Raw genomic sequence first — 22,346 nt, forward strand, 5'->3', positions numbered from 1 at the left:
ATGAAAATTTCAAAAGTAATTACTTTCATTCTCTTCCTCGCCTCCATATCGGTCGGGGCACAAGAAATAGCCAATCATGCCATAGGACTTCGACTTGGGGACAGCGATGGTTTTGGAGCTGAAATTTCCTATCAAAAGTCCATAGCGAGATACAATAGAGCGGAGTTTAACCTAGGCTGGCGGGATAGTAGGAACTTTGATGCCTTTAAGCTATCCGGGCTATACCAATGGGTGCATAATATAGATAAGGGCTTTAACTGGTACTATGGTGTTGGTGGCGGCTTGGGGAGTGTGGATTTTGACGGAAGGTTTAATTCCAACAATGAACCCTTTACTCCGGATGGAGGGCTTTTTGTTTTTGCAGCGGGAGATATCGGAGTGGAGTATAATTTTGATTTTCCGTTGTTGTTATCCCTAGACTTTAGGCCGGAAATAGGGATAGTAGGTTATGATGATTTCTCCGATAATTTTGATTTTGATATTGCTCTTGGTGTACGTTATCAGTTCTAAAAAAACAATCAAATAATTGAAAAGGCCCTTGCATACATAATGTTAAGGGCTTTTTTTATATCCTATTATATACCTACATTTGCGCACATTAAACAATGTATGATGAAAAGACTTTTATTCGTATTTATAACGGTTTCCGCTTTTATGGCTTGTAACCAAAACCCTAAAGGCTATGTTGTTGAAGGCTCCCTTAGGGGTGATCTGGAAGATGGTACCAAGGTGTTTCTTAGAAAGCAGGGCGAGAATAGGGAACCAATAGACGTGGATACCACCACTACACTGGATGGAAAATTTACGTTTACCGGGGAAACGGCGATTCCGGAGATGCATTATATTTTTCTGGAAAATGCCATGGGTTATTCCGCCATTATCCTAGAAAATGGAAAAATAAACATATCCGCCCATATGGACAGTCTTGGACTTTCCAAATTGGAAGGCACTCCTCAGAACGAGGTCTTTACGGACTATTTGAAGAAATCAAAGGATATATCGGAAAGGGCAAAATCCATTCAACAAGATATCCAGACCGCCAACATCAGCAAGGATACGGCTTCTATGGTATCCCTAAGGGATGAGATGATGGAGCTTCAGGAAGAATATAAAAATTTTGAACTCACTTATATAAAGGAACACCCTACTGCTTTAATCTCCGCATTATTAATTGATAGGGCAATGGGGTCAAGAGCGGTGTCATCTGAAGAAATTCAGGAATTATACGATGGTCTCTCTCCTGAAATTAAGGAAACCAAGGTAGCCAAAAGTGTTTTGGAAAGGTTGCAATCCACCAAGGAAAGGGAAGAACGAAAAAAGAGTACCACTATTGGAGCCAAGGCCCCTGACTTTTCCGCTCCCACTCCCAACGGCGAGGAACTGGCACTAAACCAAGCTTTGGGAAAGGTTACCCTTGTAGATTTTTGGGCCGCTTGGTGCAAACCGTGCAGGGCTGAAAACCCTAATGTGGTGAAAGTATACGAGAAATATCACGATAAAGGATTGAATATTGTCGGGGTCTCCTTGGATAAAACCAAAGCCGCCTGGGAAAAAGCCATTGCGGATGATGGACTAACATGGAACCATGTTTCTAATCTGGCTTACTTTGATGATGAAATCGCTAAGCTTTATGGGGTAGATGCCATTCCAGCCGCATTCCTTTTGGACGAAAATGGCACCATCATTGCCAAAAACCTTCGCGGCCCGGCTTTGGAAGAAAAAGTTGCCGAACTACTTCAATAGTAATTCCGGAACCAAAAAAGCCCTTTCAATTATACTGAAAGGGCTTTTTTTTGAAGTATTATTAGGTATCTAGAACTTGTTTTGAACATCACTAAAAGTGCCCAATACCTCTGTGTTTCCAGAACGTTGCACCTTGCCAAAAATGTTGACTACGGAGCTCTCCCCTATGAACTCAACAGTGGCGCCATCATTTAATATTAAATCACCATAAATGGTGAGGTTCCCTTCTACCCTAAAGGTACCACCAGAATTTATGGTAATATTTTTTCTTTTGTTATTTCTTCCGATTACAAAGGTGCCGTTCATTTCAAACAAACCATTGCTATTAATGCTGCTATTATTGTTTGCTGTCCAAGAACCACAAAGCAATAAAGACCCGTTAACATTCAATCGATTGAATCTTTTTGAACCCCTATACCCCATGGTTTCTCCACTATTGACATTTAAATTGGCACTCCCCTGGTATACGGGAAGCTCGGCGCATCGGGCAACCAAGCTTTGGTTTGGCCGATTCAATTTAAGAATCTGTAAACCTTCCAGGCCCGAGGCGGCAAAAATGTAATCTCCTTTGGATTCAACATAATTAATAGACCCCTCCAAGGCAATAATACCGAAAGTTTCTATGCTACCGGATTCATCCTCGGATAGACAAAGTCCATTGGATCCATTCGCCATTAGAAGGATATCCTCATTGACCGCTACAGCATTGGTAACGTTATCGGATGCAACACCGGTTATACTTTTTTGACTTCCAGCGGTATTGTCAAGAATTGGAACGTGCTGCAATAGGGTTCCTGTCCCCGCATCATATACACCAGCTCCTTTACCCCCTTCGGCAACCACCATTTTATCAGAGTAAAAATCCAAAGTTCTTTTTGCAGCTTGCGGAAAGTCGGACTCCACGGGTATTTCCTTTACTATTTCGAGGTTTTCGTCTAAAAAGACGATTCCCTGATCAGCGTCAAGCACGGCAACATTGTTCTCATTTACCGATACTGAACGTAAATCTGCAAATGGCATTTCGTCTTGAATTTCCAAACTATTTCTATCATACTTTGTCACAGATCCCTCTGAACCGCTGCTTACCAATACTGAATTGCCCTTTATGGCCACATCCGTAGCAACTTTACCCTGTTGGAAACCGTAGGTAATACTTCCGATATCGAATCGAGCACCGGAAACCGATATCTTGGCTATGAAAGAATTTGAGGTGGCACGTACCGAGGTTTCAGCATCCACTCCACCGACGATATAAATATAATCATCCGCATAAACCAAGGAATTAACATCGGCATTTCTATAGGTCAACCTAGATCTAAGTCTAGGCCTATTTGGGTCTCTTACATCTACAATATCTATGGCCCCAAGGTAGGTTTCATTTGCCGTATTGTAGCTTACGTAAGCATAATCGCCATGGACGTCAACATGGGTGGCTCCCAAAATGGAAGAGGGAGATTTTATACGGGCCACTAAGGTCAAAGGATGGTCCCCTGCTAATTCGTCATTGGAGTTTTTGGAAGATTTTCCGGCAAGTTCTTCCTCTTCAAAAATGTCCAACACACCAGCGTCGTCCAGTGCTACACTGCCCTCTAGCGCGGTTTCGCTGTTTTCCACTAAAAGGTCATCCTCAAGTTTGTCCTGATAAACTGTGGTTTCATCGGAACAGGAAATGCTTACCAACAGTGAACACGCAATCAAGGTTAAAAAAGAAACTCTTTTCATTATAAGTAGGTTTAATCAGTTGAATTTGGTTAGTAGCCTAACGGTAAAACCCCTGGAAGTGTATACCCTACTATACTTTTTCGATGAACTACGTTGAAGAAATCGCTCTGAATCCGCTATTAAAATCCGGTAATATATGTAAGAATTTAGGTCAGATTTTTCCTGTCTTTTCCATGATGAACAATATGACAATGGGAATTGCCAGAAGAACAACCATAAGTGTCTCTGTAAGAAAAAGTTCGGGCATAAAGATCAATGTCGTCAAGTATCCACCTATAGCCCCGCCAAAGTGCGCCGTATGGCCAATATTGCCCAACCTACTTTTCATACCATAAATGGAATATAACAAATAGCCGATACCAAGAACATAGGCAGGAATAGGAATGGGAATGAACATAAGCATCAAGTCCATATCCGGCTGCAGTAAAATTGCAGCGTACAATATGCCGGTAACGGCACCACTGGCCCCAACGGCACTGTAATATGGTTCGTTCTTGTGGAAAAAAAGTGCCAACAAGCTTCCGGCCACCAAGCTTATAAAATAGATGCCTATAAACTTTCCAGGGCCAAACCAAGCAATCACCACATTGGCAAAGAAGTATAGGGTAAACAAGTTAAAGAACAAATGGGCAATGTCCACATGCAAAAAGCCTGAGGTGACCATACGTTCCTTTTGCCCTGCCTTTATCTGGGCTATTCCAAACTTATAACGATCAAAAAAGGAAGTGTCATTAAACCCCTTAAAGGAAACCAGAACATTAGCGGCGATTATGGCAATGGTCGCAAAATGGATATCGTGCATGTGCGCTTTAGTTATATTTGGGGCTAAATATAGCTATATTTGCCCATTATCTAAAAGCATGCAGCTACTCGTTTTTGTCCTGGTATATCCATTTTTGTGGCTTATTTCTATTTTACCCTATAGGCTATTTTATGGGTTTTCCGATTTTCTTTATTTTTTGATTTATAGGGTAATCGGATACCGGAAAACCGTTGTAAGGAACAATTTGAAACTGGTCTTTCCTGAAAAATCGGAAAAGGAAATTAAAACGATAGAAAAGAATTTCTATAAGCACATGTGCGATTTATTCTTGGAAACGATCAAAACAATGCAACTTTCCAAAGCCGAGGTGAAAAAGCGATATCATATTATCAATATTGATACGCTGAAGGAAATCGAAAAAAAGAAGAGTATTCTAATCGCATGCTCCCATTATGCCAATTGGGAGTGGAACGTAAGCATTAATAATTATGTGAATTCCAAAGGTTACGCAGTTTATCAAAAGGTTAGTAATAGATATTTTGACAACCTGGTTAAAAGGCTACGAGCCAAATGGAACACTACGTTAATCAATCAAAAGGAGACCATGGTCGCCGTAGTTAGGAATCACAAGAACAATGTTCGCGCTATCTACGGAATAGTTAATGATCAATCGCCACAAGCCCATTTGGCGCAATACTGGACCGAATTCATGGGTGTTAAGGTGCCTATTTTTACCGGTGTAGAAAATCTAGCCCGCAAGCTGGACCTTGCGGTTGTCTTTTTGAAAGTCTCCAAAGTTAAGCGAGGGTACTACCAGGCAGAATTTATACCGATTACCCTTTCCGGGGAATCCACTAAAAAAAATGAAATTACGGACCAGTTTTTAAGGTTAACGGAACAACAGATACGGGAAAGACCGGAACATTACCTCTGGACACACCGAAGGTGGAAGCATCGAGACAAGGTTCCCGAGAAATTTTTGTAGCTATTTTTGACAAAATTAAGTTTCTTTATCCTTTGGCATATCGGTTTATCAAAGCAAACTACTACCTCAATGGAATTATTGCAAATACTGTATGAAGAAATTTTAGGGTTTTTAGGTATTAGTCAAGTGCTGGAAATACTCAAAACAGGTGATTACAGCGTACTTGGCACCTACGAGGGTATAACCGCATTTGTGTTGCCGATAATACCCTTACTAGTAATTTTGGAACTCATTTTAGGTCTTATCTATAAAAAGCCTCAGACCAAGGTTTACAAGGTAAATTTTTTGATTTATATCTTTAACCGATTCGTAGGTCGCTTTATTTCCATTGCCATGGTTGCCCTTTGCATAGGCTGGTTTCAGCCCTATGCTCCTTTTCAAACCCGACCTACTTGGTACTGGTTCATATACGGCTATATTGTTTGGGAATTCGGGCATTTTCTGTATCACTACTGGGGCCATAAAGTACGGCTTTTTTGGTGCTTACATTCCACACATCATGCACCGGAAGAAATGAATCTGACCGTTACGTATGCCCATTTTTTCTTGGAAGGGCCCTATGCAGATATCATTAGGACAACGGTGTGTATACTGGCCGGTGTTGAACCTACTATGTTGTTTGCTATTATGTTCATAGACGGTACCTATGGGGCTTTTATCCATGTGGGGGAAAACTTGATCAAAGATGCCAGGTTCGGTTTTTTGGGGAAATTCATCCTTACACCTTCCCATCATAGGGTACATCATGCCAGGAACCCTCTCTATATGGATACCAATTTCTGTAATTTACTCAATATCTGGGATCGCGTATTCGGTACATATCAAGAGGAGAAGAATACCATACCCATAGAATATGGTATAACCCGAAAAATGAATTCAGGAAGCTTCCTCGATGTTTATTTTGGGGAAATTATTGCTTTGGCCAAAGATGTTGCCAATGCTCCAGGGCTTATGAACAAGGTGAAATACATTGTCATGCCTCCGGGTTGGCATCATTCAGGAGAACATCGAACGGCTAAAATTGTTAGGGGAAACTACCTCAATGAAAAAGAGGCCTAAATCCCGGCGACCTCTTTTATTTCCGAAATTATTCTTTCTGCGAGCATATCTGCTTCGGATTGACTTTTGGCCTCCGTGTATATTCTAATAATAGGTTCCGTATTGGATTTTCTGAGGTGAACCCAATTCTCGGGAAAATCTATTTTTACTCCATCGATCGTGGAAATATCCTCATGTTTATACTTTTCCTCCATTGCTTTTAGAATGCCATCAACATCCAAATCTGGCGTTAGCTCAATTTTCTTTTTGCTCATGAAATAAGATGGGTAACTGGCCCTAAGTTCTGTAACCGTTCCTCCCCTCTCGGCCATCAACATTAGGAAAAGAGCGGTACCGACCAAAGAATCCCTGCCGTAATGACTTTCCGGATAAATGATTCCACCATTGCCTTCTCCCCCAATAATCGCCTTGTTTTCCTTCATTTTAATGACCACGTTCACCTCCCCAACGGCGGCCGCTTCGTATACCCCTCCATGCTTTTGGGTAACATCCCGTAAAGCCCGGGATGATGAAAGATTGGATACGGTATTTCCTTTGGTCCTGCCCAAAACATAATCGGCACAAGCTACCAAAGTATATTCCTCACCGAACATTTCGCCTTCATCGCTAATAAAGGCCAACCGATCCACGTCCGGGTCTACGACAATACCAAAATCTGCTTTTTCCTGAACAACCAACTGACAAATATCCGTTAGATGTTCCTTTAAGGGTTCCGGATTATGTGGAAAATACCCCGTAGGGTCGCAGTATAGTTTAATGACCTCTACACCAAGTGCCTCCAAAAGTTTGGGAATAGCTATTCCACCTGTAGAATTTACACCATCCACCACCACTTTGAATTTGGCATTTCGTATGGTATCTGCCTCCACAAGGGATAAATTTAATACTTCATCGATATGTATATCGATGTAAGCATCGTTCTTGGTTATCGTTCCCAAATCATCTACTTCGGCAAAATCAAAATCCTCCATTTCCGCAATTTCCAAAATCTTTTGGCCTTGCTTAGCATCCAAAAACTCACCCTTTTCATTAAGTAACTTTAAGGCATTCCACTGTTTGGGGTTGTGACTGGCCGTTAGAATAATACCTCCATCGGCCTTTTCCAGCGGAACGGCTATTTCTACCGTCGGTGTTGTGGAGAGTCCAAGGTCAATGACATCCATACCCAGACCAACCAGGGTTGATACTACCAAGTTTTGAATCATTTCCCCGGAAAGACGGGCATCCCTGCCAATGACCACTTTGAGCTGTTCCTTTTGGGAATATTCCCTCAGCCAAATACCATAGGCAGCGGCAAATTTAACGGCATCAATAGGTGTTAGGTTATCTCCCGGCCGGCCGCCAATGGTGCCACGTATACCGGAAATCGATTTTATCAGTGTCATAGGTGTGAAAAAGTTTTTGCAAATATATCCATCTGATATAAAAACGGTGCTCCTTCTTTGTAAATTCGTCAATATGAATTTTCTGGCACATATATATCTTTCCTTTGGGGATGATGACATTACCATCGGAAATTTTATTGCCGATAGTATTAGGGGCAATAAATTCAAGCATTTACCGGACTCCATTCAAAAAGGAATTTTATTACACCGGGAAATAGACACGTATACTGATGCCCACCATATTCCCAAAAAAAGCAGTAAACGCCTGCATGCAAATTACGGTCATTATAGTATGGTAATTGTGGACATTTTCTATGACCATTTTCTAGCAAAGAATTGGAAGCGCTATTCCGACATCCCTTTAGAGGTATTCGTAGACCGATTTTATGACCTCTTGGAAATAAACTACGTGCTATTGCCAGAAGGTATAAAACGGATGATGCCTTATATGATTGCGGACAATTGGTTGGTGAACTATGCTAAAATGAAGGGCATTGGGCGGGTTTTAAATGGCATGAACCGAAGGACCCAAAATAAATCCAAAATGAATTTTGCCATTTTGGACCTTGAAAAAAACTATACACTCTTTGAAGAAGAATTTACGGCCTTTTTTGAGGAGTTGATCATTTTCTCAAAACAAAAGTATATCTCCCTATGCGAAAAATAGTACGGCTACTTCCCCTCTTACTATGTGTTTATTGCAAACAAAGTCCCCCAAAACCAACCGGAACAGTTGCCCAAAAAGCCATGGTCGTTTCAGCCAGGGAAGAAGCCTCTACAATTGGGGTAGACATTTTAAAAAAAGGAGGGAATGCCTTTGATGCCATGGTAGGAACAGAATTGGCATTGGCCGTTGCTTATCCTTATGCCGGCAATCTGGGCGGTGGCGGATTTATGGTTTACCGCAAATCCAACGGAAATGTTGGCGCATTGGACTATAGGGAGAAAGCACCTTTGTCTGCCCATAAGGATATGTATCTGGATTCCTTGGGCAATGTAATTCCGAATATGAGCATCAAGGGAGCAACTGGGGTGGGCGTTCCGGGAACAATTGCCGGCATATTTGAAGTGCATAAAAAATTCGGCACCCTACCCATAGAACAAATCATGGCCCCCGTAATCGAATTGGTGGACAAGGGTGTTGTAGTTACCGAAAAACAAGCGGCCCGATTAGATCATTACTGGGAAGCCATTTTGGAGGTCAATGGAGATAGTACGTTATTCTATTCACAATGTATGGCCGGGGACACTTTGCAATATCCGGCCTTGGCCAATACCTTGAGACGAATCTCGAAAAACGGTCGTGATGAATTCTATAAGGGGGAGACCGCCAAAACTTTGGCCAACTTTATACAGAAAAAAGGCGGTTACATTACCGAAGAAGATTTGGCAAGGTATGAAGTAAAATGGAGGCAACCCATTATTTTCAAATACAAGGACCTTCGTATTATTTCCATGAGTCCGCCCAGCAGCGGTGGGGTCACTATTAATCAAATCTTCAAGATGATCGAACCTTTTGACATCTCCCGTTATGGACATAATTCACCAGAGGCTATACAATTATTTACCGAAGCTTCCCGTAGGGCCTATGCCGATCGAAATTACTATTTAGGTGATCCGGATTTTGTGGACATTCCATTGGATGTTCTCTTAAGCAACAGCTATCTTGAGAAACGAATGCGAAATTTTTCCTTCGAAAAGGCCACCCTTTCTTCGGAAATACGGCATGGGTCCGTTGATATTGTGGAAAGTGCCGAAACCACCCATTATTCCATCGTTGACCAACAGGGCAATGCCGTTTCCGTTACTACTACGCTTAATGGTGCCTATGGCTCAAAACTTTATTGCGATGAATTGGGTTTTTTCCTGAACAATGAAATGGATGATTTTAGTGCAAAGCCCGGGGTTCCCAATATGTTCGGACTTATTGGAGCAGAAGCGAATAGCATCGCCCCAGAAAAAAGAATGTTAAGCAGTATGACCCCCACGATTGTAGAAAGGGACGGCAAACTCTGGATGGTTGTAGGGACTCCGGGAGGTTCCACCATTATAACCGCGGTGGCTCAAACTATTCTGAATGTTTATGAATTTGATTTGAGCATGCAAGAAGCCGTAAATGCACCTCGCTTTCACCATCAATGGTTGCCGGACCATATTATATTCGAACCCGAAGGGTTTTCGTCAGAATTAAAATCGGCCTTAGAGACCAAAGGATATCCCATAAACGAGAAACGCACGCCTGTTATAGGCAAAGTGGATGCCATTCGGGTATTGCCCGATGGCCGTTTAGAAGGTGGAGCCGACCCAAGAGGCGATGATAGTGCGATAGGTTTTTAAGCGCTAAAGCTCATTCAATTTAAATTCATTCAGTACGATGCGCCATTCCTCGGTTTCCATAATTTCCAAAATACGCTGGGAAATAGCCTGTTCTAATGCAATGTGCTTTTTAGCAATGGCAAAGGCATAGAATTGTACATCAAACTTAATGGGCAGAATGCTGATAGAACTCATGGACGAATCTCTGGCAATACGGTACTTAAGGATAGGTTCATCGTACATAAACGCCTCAATGTCCTTATTTTTTAAGGCAGAAAGCCCTTCGGCAACCGTATTGTATCCTTTTAAATCTTGAAAGAAACGGGATTTTAAAAATTCACTGGTCCCCGTGTTTTTAACGGATCCCACTGCACGCTCCTTGAACTCATTAAAACTGTCCGGATCGGTGGTCAAATGGTTCACGGTTAGCCCGGAAGCTATACTTGCCGTAAGTCCGGATATGAACAAAAGTCCTCCGAACATCAGTATCAAAGCGACCGTTTTACCCATTCTGGTCTTCGGGGCCTTGTCTCCATATCCTACCGTTGTAAGCGTAACGGCAGACCACCATAGTCCGTCCCAAATACCATGGAGGCCAGAGCGAAAGTGATCTGGATTTTCCTTACGCTCAAAGTACCAACCGGCCAGACCAAATAAAAAGATAATCAAAAGCAAAACTCCAAGACCTTTTAAAAAATTTAGGTTGAAAAAAGCACGGACAAAATCTAGAAGCTTGTCAAAGGAGGAGATTTCCGCCACGGCAACAGTAGAATTGGAGGCGTAGAAGGAATGTGTAAATTCCATTTTCTTACTCCGTTCACTGGTTATGGTGAGCGGATTTATACTTACATCAATACCCCCAGTTTCCAAGGAATCCAACATATCGGAAAAGTCCATGGGCAAAAGCTCATATTCCAACTTTAAGTCTTTAGCCACTCTTTTCCACAACCAAACATTGATACCTCTTAAAACCGTATCCTCTTGAACAGCAAAAGGTGGAGCCGTGGTATAACCTACTTTCAATACTTCTGTATTTGAAAATGGATTATCGCTTTTGGATTGACCCCTCGCCCCCATTAGGAGCAGCACAAAAAAAAGAAAAGACCATCGTAGTCTCATAGAATCCCCTGAATTTCTAAAATTTAAAAATACGACTTTTCGAAGATCAAATCATTTTCTTCACTGTTGCCCAATTTTTAAAGCTATGATAACGTATTCCGGGTGCGCGTCCAACTAAGATATAGATAGTTTTGAAATATTTTCTCTATCATTTGTAGGAATTTATTTGCTAAATACTAATCGTTAAACTATTTTTATTCCATGGTAGTTGTTTCGCTCCAAACCAATGGGCCGCGTGAGGTTGGCTCCCGATTTTGAAGATATTCATTCGCGAAGAATAGACACAGGCCTTGAGTGTCTTTAAATGTTCAGGGAAGTAGTAAATCTTTAAATTTTAATCATGAAAAAGTCCATTTTAAATCTTGGCAGAATTTTAACCAAAACTGAACAAAAGACGATTAGCGGAGGTTCCGGTCCTTGTCACAATTTAGGCAAACCCTGTAGTGGTCATTGGGAGTGCGGCTCCCAGAGCTGTCCCTTATTATGTATGAGTTTTCCGGCTGATGGCTACATATGTGTGCCCGCATAAAATCAACAAACAGGGACTTATCCAAGTCTCTGTTTACCTTTCTATTTCTGTAAGTGACAAAATAAGATACTTCTTCTTCTCAATTCTTGGTAGGTCGTAATTGATCTTTCAATTCTTCCATAGACTCCTGCAGCTGTTTAAGAAGGCCCTTTTCCGTAGTGGCATCCACCCCAAAAGTAATCTTGCTACTTACCTGCCAAAGCTCTTGTACCTGAAAAGGCTTTATTTCATAGGGGGGATAAGATTCGTTTAGGGATACCAACGTGATATGGTTTCGGTTGGGTAATCGCTCTATCTTTTTTACCAAGACGGCATCTTGGAGTACTACCACATATATTTTATTGGGGCTTACATGATCAATATCCTCCACAGATTTGGCCAAAACCCATTCTCCGGGCTTTAAATTGGGCAACATGCTATCCCCTTCTACCTGAAAACCGCGATAGGTGGCATTCCGAAATTCGGGAATAGGAAGGTCGAAGGCCGGCAATTGTTGGTACCAACTTGTGTCTTGGATATTCTGAGGGTAACCAGCCGCGGCCTTGGCATTGACCAAGACCATGTTTTCCTTGTCCGAAGAATCTACGGTTACCACTTTTGGGATAACACTAGTGTTGGAAGTCTCGAGATATTGTTGCTCACTCTCCCCGAACAACCATAAGGGGTTTATTTTGAATTGTCGCAGAAGTTCCGTTACAACCTTACCTGAAAGTTTGGTACGCCCCCGTTCGATATCGGCGGTCGTATTGGAAACACCAAGAAGTTTTGCGAATTCGGCCTGCGTATGGCCCAGTTCCCTTCGTAAATCGGTAAAGCGTTTTAAAGTGATTTCGTTTTCCATTTCAATTTAATTCATAAAATCCCGGGAAGTTTTAAAAATATTGAACAAGGCCCAATCGGTTTTACTATGTTCCAATTACTATCTTCTTTGGGAGATATACTTCAAATATACATAATTTGGAATATATCCAAAATTTTATTAGGAATATTTCCATTATTAGGAATATTTCCATAATTTTGGAATAATTACAACATTAGTATGTCCTTTGAGCGTATAAAAGAAAAACTTAATATTTTGGCAGATGCCGCCAAATATGACGTTTCCTGCTCCAGTAGCGGTAGCGATCGCACCAATACCAATAAAGGTTTGGGAAATGCGACACCGATGGGAATCTGCCACAGCTATACAGAAGATGGACGCTGTATTTCCCTCCTTAAAATTCTTTTGACCAATCACTGCATTTTCGATTGCGCCTATTGCGTTACCCGAAAGAGCAACGATATAAAAAGGGCCGCCTTTAAGATTCAGGAAGTCGTAGATCTAACCATAAATTTTTATAGGCGAAACTACATAGAAGGCCTTTTTCTGAGTTCAGGCATCTTCAAAAGTCCCGATCATACTATGGAACGGTTGGTAGCCGTGGCAAAAAAACTTCGGTTGGATAAAAATTACAACGGATACATACACCTTAAATCCATTCCCGGGGCAAGTGACGAATTAATGTACGAGGCAGGCCTGTATGCCGATCGACTCTCCGTGAATATTGAGGTACCGACCATTTCCGGACTCAAATTGTTGGCGCCGGACAAAAAGCATGAAGACTTTACCAAGCCTATGCGAAAAGTACAACATGAAATTGTCCGGTACAAGGCCGAAAAACGGATTATTAAAAGTACGCCCAAATTTGCCCCCGCCGGGCAAAGTACCCAAATGATTATTGGGGCCACGGGAGAAACCGACAAGGACATTATGTATTCTGCCCATCATTATTACACCCAATATCAAATGAGACGGGTTTATTATTCCGGCTATGTACCGGTTGCCGAGGATAGCCGTTTACCGGCCATAGGATCGCAGGTACCTATGCTAAGGGAAAATCGACTGTACCAAACGGACTGGCTTTTGCGATTTTATGGGTTTGGGGTTCAGGAAATCCTGAACAATGAGCATCCCAATCTGGATATGGACGTTGACCCAAAATTAGGTTGGGCCTTGCGAAACCTTCATTTGTTCCCCATTGATATCAATAGAGCGGACAAGGGAATGTTGGCCCGTATTCCGGGGGTGGGAATGCAATCGGTAGGCAAAATTTTAAATGCAAGACGTTTTCGAAAATTGAATTGGGGGCATCTTAAAAAGATTGGAATTGCCCTTAACCGTGCCAAATACTTTATTATTTGTGATTCTAACCAATGGGAAAACCATGAATTGGAACCACAAAAGATAAAAGGAATTATTTTAAAGAACTCCGTGGGGAAGTTTAGGAAAAATTACAGTTCACAATTACAACTATTCAATTAAAAATGGACAACACCAGAATTTTAATTTACGATGGAAGTTTTAATGGTTTTTTAACTGCCGTTTTCAAGGCTTTTGAAGAAAGAATAAATGTAGCCGATATACAGCGTAATGGGCAGGCCCAGAATGCGCTGTTTTCAGACACAGAAATTATTTTTACCCAAATGGATAAAGCAAAACGGGTCTGGAACGGTGTCCAAAATAAAAGCAACACGGCCATTAAGAATATCTATTTCGCCTTTTTGAGCGAACACAAAGGCATTGAACTCCTACTCTATCGATACATCCAAAAACTTTTTGCTTCCCAAGTTTCGGTCCACTCGGATTATTCGGATACCATCGTTTTAAAAATCAGTCAATTGGCTAAAAATGTTGGTCGCGAAAAACATCGTATGGAAGCCTTTGTACGGTTTCAATTGACCAAGGACGCGATTTATTTTGCCAATATTGAACCGGACTTTAATGTGCTTCCGTTGATTTCCAAACATTTTCGCTCCCGATATGTAGACCAGCATTGGCTCATTTATGACATAAAACGAAAATATGGGCTCTACTATAATTTGCAAACCGTTGAAATTGTTTCTTTGAACTTGAACGAGGTATATGCGAATAGCATCCATAAAAGTGATCGGTTTCTGGGCGAGGAGTACAGTTATCAGGATTTATGGGCCAATTACTTTAGAAGTACCCATATTAAATCCCGTATCAACAAAAAACTGCATACACAACATATACCAAAACGCTATTGGAAATACTTAAGCGAAAAGAAACAAGCGGTTTAGATAAAGAGAATTTGGACCATTTGTACAATACGCATATTTTCATTAAAAATTATTGGTTTTATGGCACACAAACAATTAAAGTTATGGTTTGACAAGGAGCTGGCCCTTAAGTTGGCCGACAAGCTCATTGCTAATGGAGTTACATTCGACAAAAATGTTTTCGCCCAAAAAGTTGATCAGGGCACTAAGGATTTAGAGCTTAAGGATCGAGTTGAATTGATAGCCGATCTTTTGAAACAACAACTGGCGGTGGACTATACCATTGCCGTAACTTGGTTGGTAGGTATTCTTGGGCCTGAGAATGAAAAAGAAACAGGGATGTTCAAAGCGTACTATTGGGTAATGCCCATTGCCAAGTATGTGGAAAAGTACGGACTGCAACACTTTGACCTATCCATGAACGCTATACAGGAAATTACCAAGAGAAATACAGGAGAATACACCATTCGTCCTTATTTAAAGGCCTTTCCGGAGCGGACATTAAAAGTTATGGAGGTTTGGTCCAAGGACAAAAACAAGCATTTGCGTCGTTTGAGTAGTGAAGGTGTTCGACCGCGATTACCTTGGGCGGCGAAACTTGATGTTTTTATTGAAGACCCCACTCCTATACTACCAATCTTGGAAAACCTGAAAGACGACCCCAGCAAATATGTACAGAAATCCGTTGCCAATTGTATCAATGATATTTTAAAAGACCATCCTAGGATTGGTAAGGATCTTATCGATAGCTGGCTACTCTGCCCTACCAAGGAACGCAAATGGATTGTAAAGCATGCATTGAGAAATTTGTTGAAACTTAAAGATTCATGGGCATCGGGAGTTTTAAATCAGGAATAAAATCAAATTATTTCCAATCCTATACAAGGAAGGAATAACAGGTCCGTGAGAGTCTTGGATTTATTTTTTTGAGTGTATACCATTTGGGTCTCAATCTAATAATTTCAATATTCCATTAGGTCTCTGATGAATAAATATTGAGATGGGCCCTACTTCCTTTTTAGGTGCCAAATTCTTACCTTTGCAACTTTGCTTTGAAAAATGATAAACTACGAAGAGAATATTGAGGTTAAGGGTGCTCGCGTCCATAACCTTAAAAATATCGATGTAACCATTCCGCGGGAAAAACTCGTAGTTATCACAGGCCTTTCGGGAAGTGGTAAATCCTCACTTGCGTTCGACACCATTTATGCCGAGGGGCAGCGAAGATATATTGAAACTTTCTCGGCCTATGCACGGCAATTTCTAGGAGGTTTGGAGCGACCTGATGTGGATAAAATCGATGGGCTATCTCCCGTAATTGCCATTGAACAAAAAACAACTTCCAAATCGCCCCGATCCACTGTGGGTACCATTACCGAAGTATATGATTTTTTGCGCTTGTTGTTCGCCAGGGCGGCCGATGCCTATAGCTATGTTACCGGAGAAAAGATGGTGAGCTATAGCGATGAGCAAATCAAGGAGCTTATTAAAACCGATTACGCCGATAAAAGGATAAACGTATTGGCTCCTATTATAAAATCCCGAAAAGGGCATTATAGGGAGCTTTTTGAACAAATAGGCAAGCAAGGGTTTGTAAAGGTTCGCGTTGATGGGGAAATCAAGGATATTGTAAAAGGTATGAAAGTAGACCGGTACAAGACCCACGACATTGAAATTGTTATAGATAGGCTTAAGGTCACAGACTCCGAAGATGCGGATAAGCGATTAACGGAAAGTATTAATACGGCCATGTACAGCGGCAATGATGTATTGATGGTACTTGAGGAAGGTAAGACTGATCCACGTTACTTTAGCCGTGACCTCATGTGCCCGACTTCGGGCGTATCCTACCCCACTCCGGAACCGAATACCTTTTCCTTTAACTCACCAAAAGGTATGTGTCCCAATTGTAGTGGTCTAGGACATGTGTATGAGGTAAATGAAAATAAGATTTTCCCCAACAAGAAAATATCGATAAAAGCTGGAGGAATTGCACCACTCGGGGAATATAAAAAGTCTTGGGCCTTCAAACAGATAGAGACGATTGCCCAACGCTATAATTTTGAACTTACGGACACTATTGCCAAGATTCCTGAAGAAGCCATGGACATCCTGTTGAACGGTGGAAAGGAAAGTTTTGAGTTGGATTCCAAAACATTGGGAGTCAAACGAACATACACCATTGATTATGAAGGAATCTCGAATTTTATAAAACATCAATTCAACGAATCCGGGTCTACCTCCATTAGAAGATGGGCCAAGGAATATATGGACAAAATCGTCTGTCCTGTCTGCAGTGGATCAAGATTGCGGACCGAATCCTTGAATTTTAGGATCAGTGATAGGAATATAGCCGAGCTTGCCCAAATGGACATTGCCGAGTTGGCCGAATTTTTTGATGGACTCAATCAAAAACTTGATGGCAACCAGCAAATAATTGCAGAGGAAATTATAAAGGAAATCCGTACACGTATCCGATTCCTATTGGATGTGGGTCTCGACTATCTTTCCCTAAACCGAGGTTCAAAATCACTTTCGGGCGGGGAGGCTCAACGTATTCGTCTCGCCACACAGATAGGTTCCCAGCTTGTAGGCGTACTTTACATATTGGATGAACCTAGTATTGGATTGCATCAAAGGGATAATAATAGATTAATTCGATCTTTGGAAGCACTTCGTGATATTGGGAATTCGGTAATCGTTGTGGAGCACGATAGGGACATGATAGAACGGGCAGATCATGTTATAGACATTGGACCAAAGGCAGGAAGACATGGCGGTGAAATTATATCCGAAGGAAGTCCGCAAGACTTAAAGGACCACCATACGCTTACCGCGGATTATATCACGGGAGATAAGGAGATTCCAGTACCAAAAAAAAGAAGAAAGGGCAATGGAAAGAATATTGTACTATCCGGCTGCACGGGTAATAACCTTAAGAATGTAACGGTACAATTTCCGTTGGGCAAAATGATCGGCGTTACCGGGGTTTCAGGAAGTGGGAAATCGACTTTGATCAATGAGACGCTCTACCCCATTATGAATGCCCATTATTTTAATGGTGTAAAAAAACCAATGCCCTATAAAAAAATTACGGGCCTACAACATATAGATAAGGTCATTGACATTAACCAATCCCCCATTGGTAGGACCCCTCGTTCCAACCCTGCGACCTATACCGGCGTTTTCAGTGAAATACGTTCCTTATTTACCAAAACTCTCGAAGCCGCCATTAGGGGATATAAGCCTGGACGTTTTAGTTTTAATGTAAAGGGAGGCAGATGTGAGACCTGTCAAGGAGGTGGTCTAAAGGTTATTGAGATGAATTTCCTCCCTGATGTTTATGTTGAATGCGAAACTTGTAATGGAAAACGTTTCAATAGAGAAACCTTGGAAATACGCTATAAAGGCAAATCCATTGCCGATGTATTGGAAATGACCGTGGATGAGGCTGTAGATTTTTTTGAGAACATCCCAAAAATATACCGCAAGCTTAAGACTATCAAAGATGTAGGCCTGGGATATATCTCTTTGGGGCAACAGTCCACAACCTTATCCGGAGGTGAAGCACAACGGATAAAACTGGCAACGGAACTGTCAAAACGTGATACCGGTAATACTTTTTATATCTTGGACGAACCTACTACGGGTCTTCACTTTGAAGATATCCGCGTATTAATGGAAGTTTTGGAACGTTTAGTAGACAAAGGAAACACCGTCTTGATCATTGAGCACAATATGGATGTAATCAAAATGATGGATCACATTATAGATATTGGTTATGAAGGTGGCCGAGGAGGGGGAATGGTGGTAGCCAAAGGAACCCCAGAAGAGCTAATAAAAGACCAAAAGAGTTATACGGCAGAGTTTTTGAGGTTAGAGATTGGTCAACAAAAAGAAAAGGCAAAAATGGTCCTGGCTCGGGATAAGTAGCGATTTAACCATTAAAAATCCGTTAGTATCAAAAGAATTGGACTACTATGAGAAAAGAACAACACCATAAAGGGTGGAATGAGATAAAAACCAATGATTCCTGGGCCATATTTAAGATTATGGGGGAATTTGTAAGTGGTTTTGAAAAAATGAGTGCCATAGGTCCGTGCGTTTCAATATTTGGTTCGGCACGTACCAAAGAGAATGGAAAATACTATCAAATGGCCGTGGATATTGCTAAAAGCATTTCTGAAGCGGGTTACGGAATCATTACAGGTGGTGGCCCCGGTATCATGGAGGCAGGGAACAGAGGTGCCCATTTGGCCGGAGGTACTTCGGTAGGACTGAATATAGACCTTCCCTTTGAGCAACATGACAATCCGTATATAGACGATGATAAAAGTTTGGATTTTGATTACTTTTTTGTTAGAAAGGTGATGTTCGTGAAATATTCCCAGGGGTTTGTGGTCATGCCTGGAGGATTTGGAACATTGGATGAGCTTTTTGAAGCGATTACTTTGATCCAAACCCATAAAATTGGGGGATTTCCAATTATACTAGTGGGATCCGATTTCTGGAAAGGTCTCTTGGATTGGATCAGAAATACCATGTTGGAATTAGGTAATATCAGTGCTACGGATTTGGACTTGATACGAATTGCGGATACCAAGGAAGAAGTAGTGGAAATCATCGATGCCTTCTACAAAGGGAATACTTTGAGCCCAAATTTTTAAGCATAACTTTTTTGGAACAAGCGAGATATTTACCATCCCCGATTGCCCTAGTAATTTTTTTACTTGGTATTGGTGTGTCCCATGCCCAGCATGTTAATAACCTTACTGCAGATTTAGACGAGGAGACCCATGTACTACGTATTCAACAAGAGTTTGAATATAAGAACACCTCGGACGACACTTTGCGCAACTTATATTTTAATGATTGGGCACATGCATATTCCAACAAAAAAACGGGTCTCGCCAAGCGATTTGCAGAAGACTTCAGAAAAAGCCTTCATCTCGCCAAAGACGAAGAAAGGGGCTCTACTGAAATCACAAGTGCAGTTGATGATGAATATAGAGGTCTATTTTGGGAAAGGGTCACAGGGCAGGATGTTCTTAAAATTAGACTCAACGAACCTTTAGAACCAGGGAATTCGGCAAAAATCTTCATTACATATACGGTAAAATTGCCTTCCAAAAAGTTTACCCCTTATGGGTATGATTCAAAAAGTGGATATTATTTAAAGGATTGGTACCTGACCCCCGCAGTATATGATGGCAAATGGCATTTGTATTCCAACAAAAACTTAGAAGACCTTTATACGGATGTTACCAATACCAACTTAAAGATTACGTATCCGGACAGTCTTCATATGGTGTCGAATTTTAGGGTATTGGGCCAGACCAGGTTTCCAAATGGTCATGAGGCCCAACTAAAAGGTATCAACAGAAAAAGCTGTGAAATAATACTTACCCCTACCAATGATTTTACCACACATGTTACCCATAACATGACCGTTATTACGGATTTAAAAGGTGGGAAATACGATGAGATATCACAAGGGGTCTCCATCCATAAGGTTACTGATTTTGTCCTGGAAAATTTAGGGAAATTTCCACATTCCCATTTGTTGGTCAGTGAAATTGATTACAATAAGAATCCAATGTATGGCCTAAATCAGCTTCCCTCCTTTATACGGCCATACGATGATCAATTTCAGTATGAAATGAAGTTCCTTAAAACGGCCCTTGTTAAAATTATCAACGAGACCATTTTCTTAGACCCCAGAAAAGATCAATGGATATTGGATGCCATTGCCAATTATTTAATGATAGCATATGTAGAGGAGCATTATCCCGATCAAAAGTTATTGGGAAAACTTTCCAAAATATGGGGCTTCAGGAGCTATCAATTGGCAAAGATGGACTTTAATGAACAATATCCTTTTCTCTATATGTTCAGGGCCCGTAAAAATCAGGATCAGCCCTTGACTACCCCAAACGATTCGCTTATAAAGTGGAACCAAAAAATAGGGAACAAGTATAAGGCTGGTCAAGGGCTTTCCTACTTGGCGAGTTATATTGGTAAAGAAAAGGTGGACGAAAGTATCAAAACCTTCTATAAATACTATAAATTAAACAAGGTTAAGCCCTTGGATTTTGAATCGATATTAAAACGGGCCTCCAATCGCAATATCGACTGGTTTTTTAATGATTATGTTTCCACGGACCGGCTTATAGACTTTAAGATAAAGAAAGCGAAGAAAACCGAGGATTCCCTTCAAGTAACCTTAAAAAATAAGGAGGGAACCAATGTTCCCATATCACTTTTTGGACTCAATGATAAGGACTCCGTGGTATCCAAGTATTGGTTTTCCAACATTACGAGGGAAAAGACCTTTACCATCCCGAACAAGAACGAAGAACGCCTGGTGTTGAACTATGACCAAAAAATCCCGGAGTTTAACCAAAGGGACAACTGGAAATCTTTGAAAGGTTTTTTTTCGAGTAATAAAAAAATCAAGTTTACTTTTTTCAAGGATGCCGAAAACCCCTATTACAATCAGATATTCTATGTGCCCATCTTAAACTTTAACATCTATGACGGCTGGTCGCCCGGACTTCGATTGTACAACAAAACCTTTTTGGAGCGCCCTTTTGTTTATGATTTTCATCCGTCCTATTCATTTCGGGAGAACACCCTTGTAGGTTTTGGAAGTTTGGGATATAGGAAATATTTGAGCAAAAGTGGATTGTTCGTATCCAATTACCGTATTAGTGCTTCCACCTTCCATTTTCAGACCAATTCCAGATATACGTCCATTACACCCTCCATGAGCTTTGGTTGGCGACCTGCCGATCTTATTTCCAACAAACGACAATTTTTGACCTTTAGATATGTCAATATCTTTCGGGATTTTGACGAGAGCCTTATTGATTTGAGTAATGATCCGGATACTCCGGATTACAGCGTCTTTAATGCCAGGTTTTCGCATGTAAACAACGGAATTATAGATTTTAATTCCTGGTCCACGGATTTTCAGCACTCCAGCGATTTTACCAAATTGGTCTTTGAGTTCGAATACCGAAAACTATATGAGAACAACACACAATTTAATGTTAGATTTTTTGCCGGTAAATTTTTAAGGAACAAAATAGCGCCCGGGAACACTTTTTTTGATTTTGCGTTGGACCGGCCTACCGATTATCTTTTTGACTATAATTATCTTGGTCGCTCGGAGGATTCGGGTCTATATAGTCAACAAATAATCATAGCGGAAGGAGGCTTTAAATCCTTTCTGGACGAACGTTACCGGTTTGCAAATGATTGGTTGGCTACCATGAATACCAGCGTAAATCTTTGGCGATGGATAGAAGCCTACGGGGATATCGGATTTGTAAAAAATAGAGGGCTAAGGGAGAAGTTTGTTTATGATTCCGGAATACGCCTAAACCTTGTTACCGATTTTTTTGAGCTATACTTCCCTGTCTATTCCAACAATGGGTGGGAAATAGCACAACCCAATTATGAAGAAAGGATTCGTTTCATCATCACCATAAGCCCAAGAACACTTACAGGGTTATTTACCAGAAAATGGTTCTAATAGAATGAAATATTCTTATAAAATCACTTTTTTGAGCCAAAAAAAATACAAAAAATCAAAAAATAGAGGTTTTTTTTATCAATACACAAATATTTTAACTTTTTTAGAGTTGTAAAAATCTATTCTAT

Annotated in this window: 17 protein-coding genes; 12 read left to right on the top strand and 5 right to left on the bottom strand. The window is 41.0% G+C overall.

Going from position 1 to position 22,346, the window contains the following annotated elements; all coding sequences use genetic code 11:
- Both D7Z94_RS09955 and D7Z94_RS09960 read left to right on the top strand, forming a co-directional pair.
- Window positions 1–510 carry a hypothetical protein gene (locus D7Z94_RS09955; protein ID WP_120711411.1) on the top strand — a complete coding sequence of 170 codons (510 nt, stop codon included), beginning with the start codon at window positions 1–3 and terminating at the stop codon, window positions 508–510.
- A 102-nt stretch (window positions 511–612) separates the two neighbouring features.
- Window positions 613–1,743 (top strand): TlpA disulfide reductase family protein, encoded by a 1,131-nt coding sequence (locus D7Z94_RS09960; protein WP_120711412.1) that lies wholly within the window; start codon window positions 613–615, stop codon window positions 1,741–1,743.
- Window positions 1,744–1,812: 69 nt separating this feature from the next.
- On the opposite strand, the gene D7Z94_RS09965 is transcribed toward D7Z94_RS09960, so the two are convergent.
- Together D7Z94_RS09965 and D7Z94_RS09970 are read right to left on the bottom strand one after the other, a co-directional pair.
- On the bottom strand, window positions 1,813–3,465 hold the full coding sequence (locus D7Z94_RS09965) for an LVIVD repeat-containing protein (RefSeq protein ID WP_120711413.1): 1,653 nt from the start codon (window positions 3,463–3,465) through the stop codon (window positions 1,813–1,815).
- A gap of 151 nt (window positions 3,466–3,616) precedes the next feature.
- On the bottom strand, window positions 3,617–4,267 hold the full coding sequence (locus tag D7Z94_RS09970) for a rhomboid family intramembrane serine protease (protein ID WP_120711414.1): 651 nt from the start codon (window positions 4,265–4,267) through the stop codon (window positions 3,617–3,619).
- 58 nt (window positions 4,268–4,325) lie between these two features.
- Here D7Z94_RS09970 and D7Z94_RS09975 point away from each other — a divergent pair, with 58 nt between their 5' ends.
- Both D7Z94_RS09975 and D7Z94_RS09980 read left to right on the top strand, forming a co-directional pair.
- Window positions 4,326–5,213: a lysophospholipid acyltransferase family protein gene (locus D7Z94_RS09975; protein WP_120711415.1), complete on the top strand. Its 888-nt coding sequence runs from the start codon at window positions 4,326–4,328 to the stop codon at window positions 5,211–5,213.
- A 69-nt stretch (window positions 5,214–5,282) separates the two neighbouring features.
- A complete protein-coding gene (locus D7Z94_RS09980; RefSeq protein WP_120711416.1) occupies window positions 5,283–6,272 on the top strand; it encodes a sterol desaturase family protein in 990 nt (329 codons plus the stop codon).
- Here D7Z94_RS09980 and glmM read toward each other — a convergent pair.
- Window positions 6,269–7,657, bottom strand: a complete 1,389-nt coding sequence (gene glmM / locus D7Z94_RS09985) for a phosphoglucosamine mutase (protein ID WP_120711417.1) — start codon at window positions 7,655–7,657, stop codon at window positions 6,269–6,271. The two genes, D7Z94_RS09980 and glmM, sit on opposite strands and share 4 nt — an antisense overlap.
- A gap of 73 nt (window positions 7,658–7,730) precedes the next feature.
- On the opposite strand from glmM, the gene D7Z94_RS09990 reads away from it, so the two are divergent.
- Together D7Z94_RS09990 and ggt are read left to right on the top strand one after the other, a co-directional pair.
- Entirely contained in the window at window positions 7,731–8,324 is a 594-nt protein-coding gene (locus D7Z94_RS09990; protein WP_120711418.1) for an acyl carrier protein phosphodiesterase, read from the top strand.
- Window positions 8,312–9,994, top strand: coding sequence for a gamma-glutamyltransferase (ggt, locus tag D7Z94_RS09995; protein WP_120711419.1), 1,683 nt, complete (start codon window positions 8,312–8,314; stop codon window positions 9,992–9,994). The genes D7Z94_RS09990 and ggt overlap by 13 nt, the downstream gene beginning before the upstream one ends.
- A 3-nt stretch (window positions 9,995–9,997) precedes the next feature.
- Here ggt and D7Z94_RS10000 read toward each other — a convergent pair whose 3' ends face one another.
- Together D7Z94_RS10000 and D7Z94_RS10005 are read right to left on the bottom strand one after the other, a co-directional pair.
- Complete coding sequence (locus D7Z94_RS10000; RefSeq protein WP_120711420.1) at window positions 9,998–11,092, bottom strand: transporter substrate-binding domain-containing protein; 1,095 nt, start codon at window positions 11,090–11,092, stop codon at window positions 9,998–10,000.
- Between the two features lie 608 nt (window positions 11,093–11,700).
- Window positions 11,701–12,462 (bottom strand): XRE family transcriptional regulator, encoded by a 762-nt coding sequence (locus tag D7Z94_RS10005; protein ID WP_120711421.1) that lies wholly within the window; start codon window positions 12,460–12,462, stop codon window positions 11,701–11,703.
- Window positions 12,463–12,660: 198 nt separating this feature from the next.
- Between D7Z94_RS10005 and D7Z94_RS10010 the strand changes: the two genes are divergently transcribed.
- The 6 genes from D7Z94_RS10010 (at window position 12,661) to D7Z94_RS10035 (ending at window position 22,218) form a co-directional block, all read left to right on the top strand.
- Complete coding sequence (locus D7Z94_RS10010; RefSeq protein ID WP_120711422.1) at window positions 12,661–13,923, top strand: putative DNA modification/repair radical SAM protein; 1,263 nt, start codon at window positions 12,661–12,663, stop codon at window positions 13,921–13,923.
- 2 nt (window positions 13,924–13,925) lie between these two features.
- Window positions 13,926–14,702: a TIGR03915 family putative DNA repair protein gene (locus D7Z94_RS10015; RefSeq protein ID WP_120711423.1), complete on the top strand. Its 777-nt coding sequence runs from the start codon at window positions 13,926–13,928 to the stop codon at window positions 14,700–14,702.
- 60 nt (window positions 14,703–14,762) lie between these two features.
- Entirely contained in the window at window positions 14,763–15,539 is a 777-nt protein-coding gene (locus D7Z94_RS10020; RefSeq protein WP_120711424.1) for a DNA alkylation repair protein, read from the top strand.
- A gap of 201 nt (window positions 15,540–15,740) precedes the next feature.
- On the top strand, window positions 15,741–18,614 hold the full coding sequence (gene uvrA, locus D7Z94_RS10025) for an excinuclease ABC subunit UvrA (RefSeq protein ID WP_120711425.1): 2,874 nt from the start codon (window positions 15,741–15,743) through the stop codon (window positions 18,612–18,614).
- A gap of 47 nt (window positions 18,615–18,661) precedes the next feature.
- Window positions 18,662–19,348: an LOG family protein gene (locus D7Z94_RS10030; RefSeq protein WP_120711426.1), complete on the top strand. Its 687-nt coding sequence runs from the start codon at window positions 18,662–18,664 to the stop codon at window positions 19,346–19,348.
- Between the two features lie 11 nt (window positions 19,349–19,359).
- Window positions 19,360–22,218 (top strand): gluzincin family metallopeptidase, encoded by a 2,859-nt coding sequence (locus D7Z94_RS10035; RefSeq protein ID WP_245967176.1) that lies wholly within the window; start codon window positions 19,360–19,362, stop codon window positions 22,216–22,218.
- Window positions 22,219–22,346: the final 128 nt, after the last annotated feature.

The organism is Ulvibacterium marinum (assembly GCF_003626755.1).
GTDB lineage: Bacteria > Bacteroidota > Bacteroidia > Flavobacteriales > Flavobacteriaceae > Ulvibacterium > Ulvibacterium marinum.

Excerpts from the sequence above, each read along its gene's own strand:
- ggt (WP_120711419.1), top strand. The coding sequence starts at position 8,312 with ATGCGAAAAATAGTACGGCTACTTCCCCTCTTACTATGTGTTTATTGC.
- D7Z94_RS09965 (WP_120711413.1), bottom strand. The coding sequence starts at position 3,465 with ATGAAAAGAGTTTCTTTTTTAACCTTGATTGCGTGTTCACTGTTGGTA.
- D7Z94_RS09975 (WP_120711415.1), top strand. The coding sequence starts at position 4,326 with ATGCAGCTACTCGTTTTTGTCCTGGTATATCCATTTTTGTGGCTTATT.
- D7Z94_RS09990 (WP_120711418.1), top strand. The coding sequence starts at position 7,731 with ATGAATTTTCTGGCACATATATATCTTTCCTTTGGGGATGATGACATT.
- D7Z94_RS10000 (WP_120711420.1), bottom strand. The coding sequence starts at position 11,092 with ATGAGACTACGATGGTCTTTTCTTTTTTTTGTGCTGCTCCTAATGGGG.
- D7Z94_RS10010 (WP_120711422.1), top strand. The coding sequence starts at position 12,661 with ATGTCCTTTGAGCGTATAAAAGAAAAACTTAATATTTTGGCAGATGCC.
- D7Z94_RS10015 (WP_120711423.1), top strand. The coding sequence starts at position 13,926 with ATGGACAACACCAGAATTTTAATTTACGATGGAAGTTTTAATGGTTTT.
- glmM (WP_120711417.1), bottom strand. The coding sequence starts at position 7,657 with ATGACACTGATAAAATCGATTTCCGGTATACGTGGCACCATTGGCGGC.
- D7Z94_RS09980 (WP_120711416.1), top strand. The coding sequence starts at position 5,283 with ATGGAATTATTGCAAATACTGTATGAAGAAATTTTAGGGTTTTTAGGT.
- D7Z94_RS09970 (WP_120711414.1), bottom strand. The coding sequence starts at position 4,267 with ATGCACGATATCCATTTTGCGACCATTGCCATAATCGCCGCTAATGTT.
- D7Z94_RS10005 (WP_120711421.1), bottom strand. The coding sequence starts at position 12,462 with ATGGAAAACGAAATCACTTTAAAACGCTTTACCGATTTACGAAGGGAA.
- D7Z94_RS09960 (WP_120711412.1), top strand. The coding sequence starts at position 613 with ATGAAAAGACTTTTATTCGTATTTATAACGGTTTCCGCTTTTATGGCT.
- D7Z94_RS10030 (WP_120711426.1), top strand. The coding sequence starts at position 18,662 with ATGAGAAAAGAACAACACCATAAAGGGTGGAATGAGATAAAAACCAAT.
- D7Z94_RS10020 (WP_120711424.1), top strand. The coding sequence starts at position 14,763 with ATGGCACACAAACAATTAAAGTTATGGTTTGACAAGGAGCTGGCCCTT.
- D7Z94_RS09955 (WP_120711411.1), top strand. The coding sequence starts at position 1 with ATGAAAATTTCAAAAGTAATTACTTTCATTCTCTTCCTCGCCTCCATA.
- uvrA (WP_120711425.1), top strand. The coding sequence starts at position 15,741 with ATGATAAACTACGAAGAGAATATTGAGGTTAAGGGTGCTCGCGTCCAT.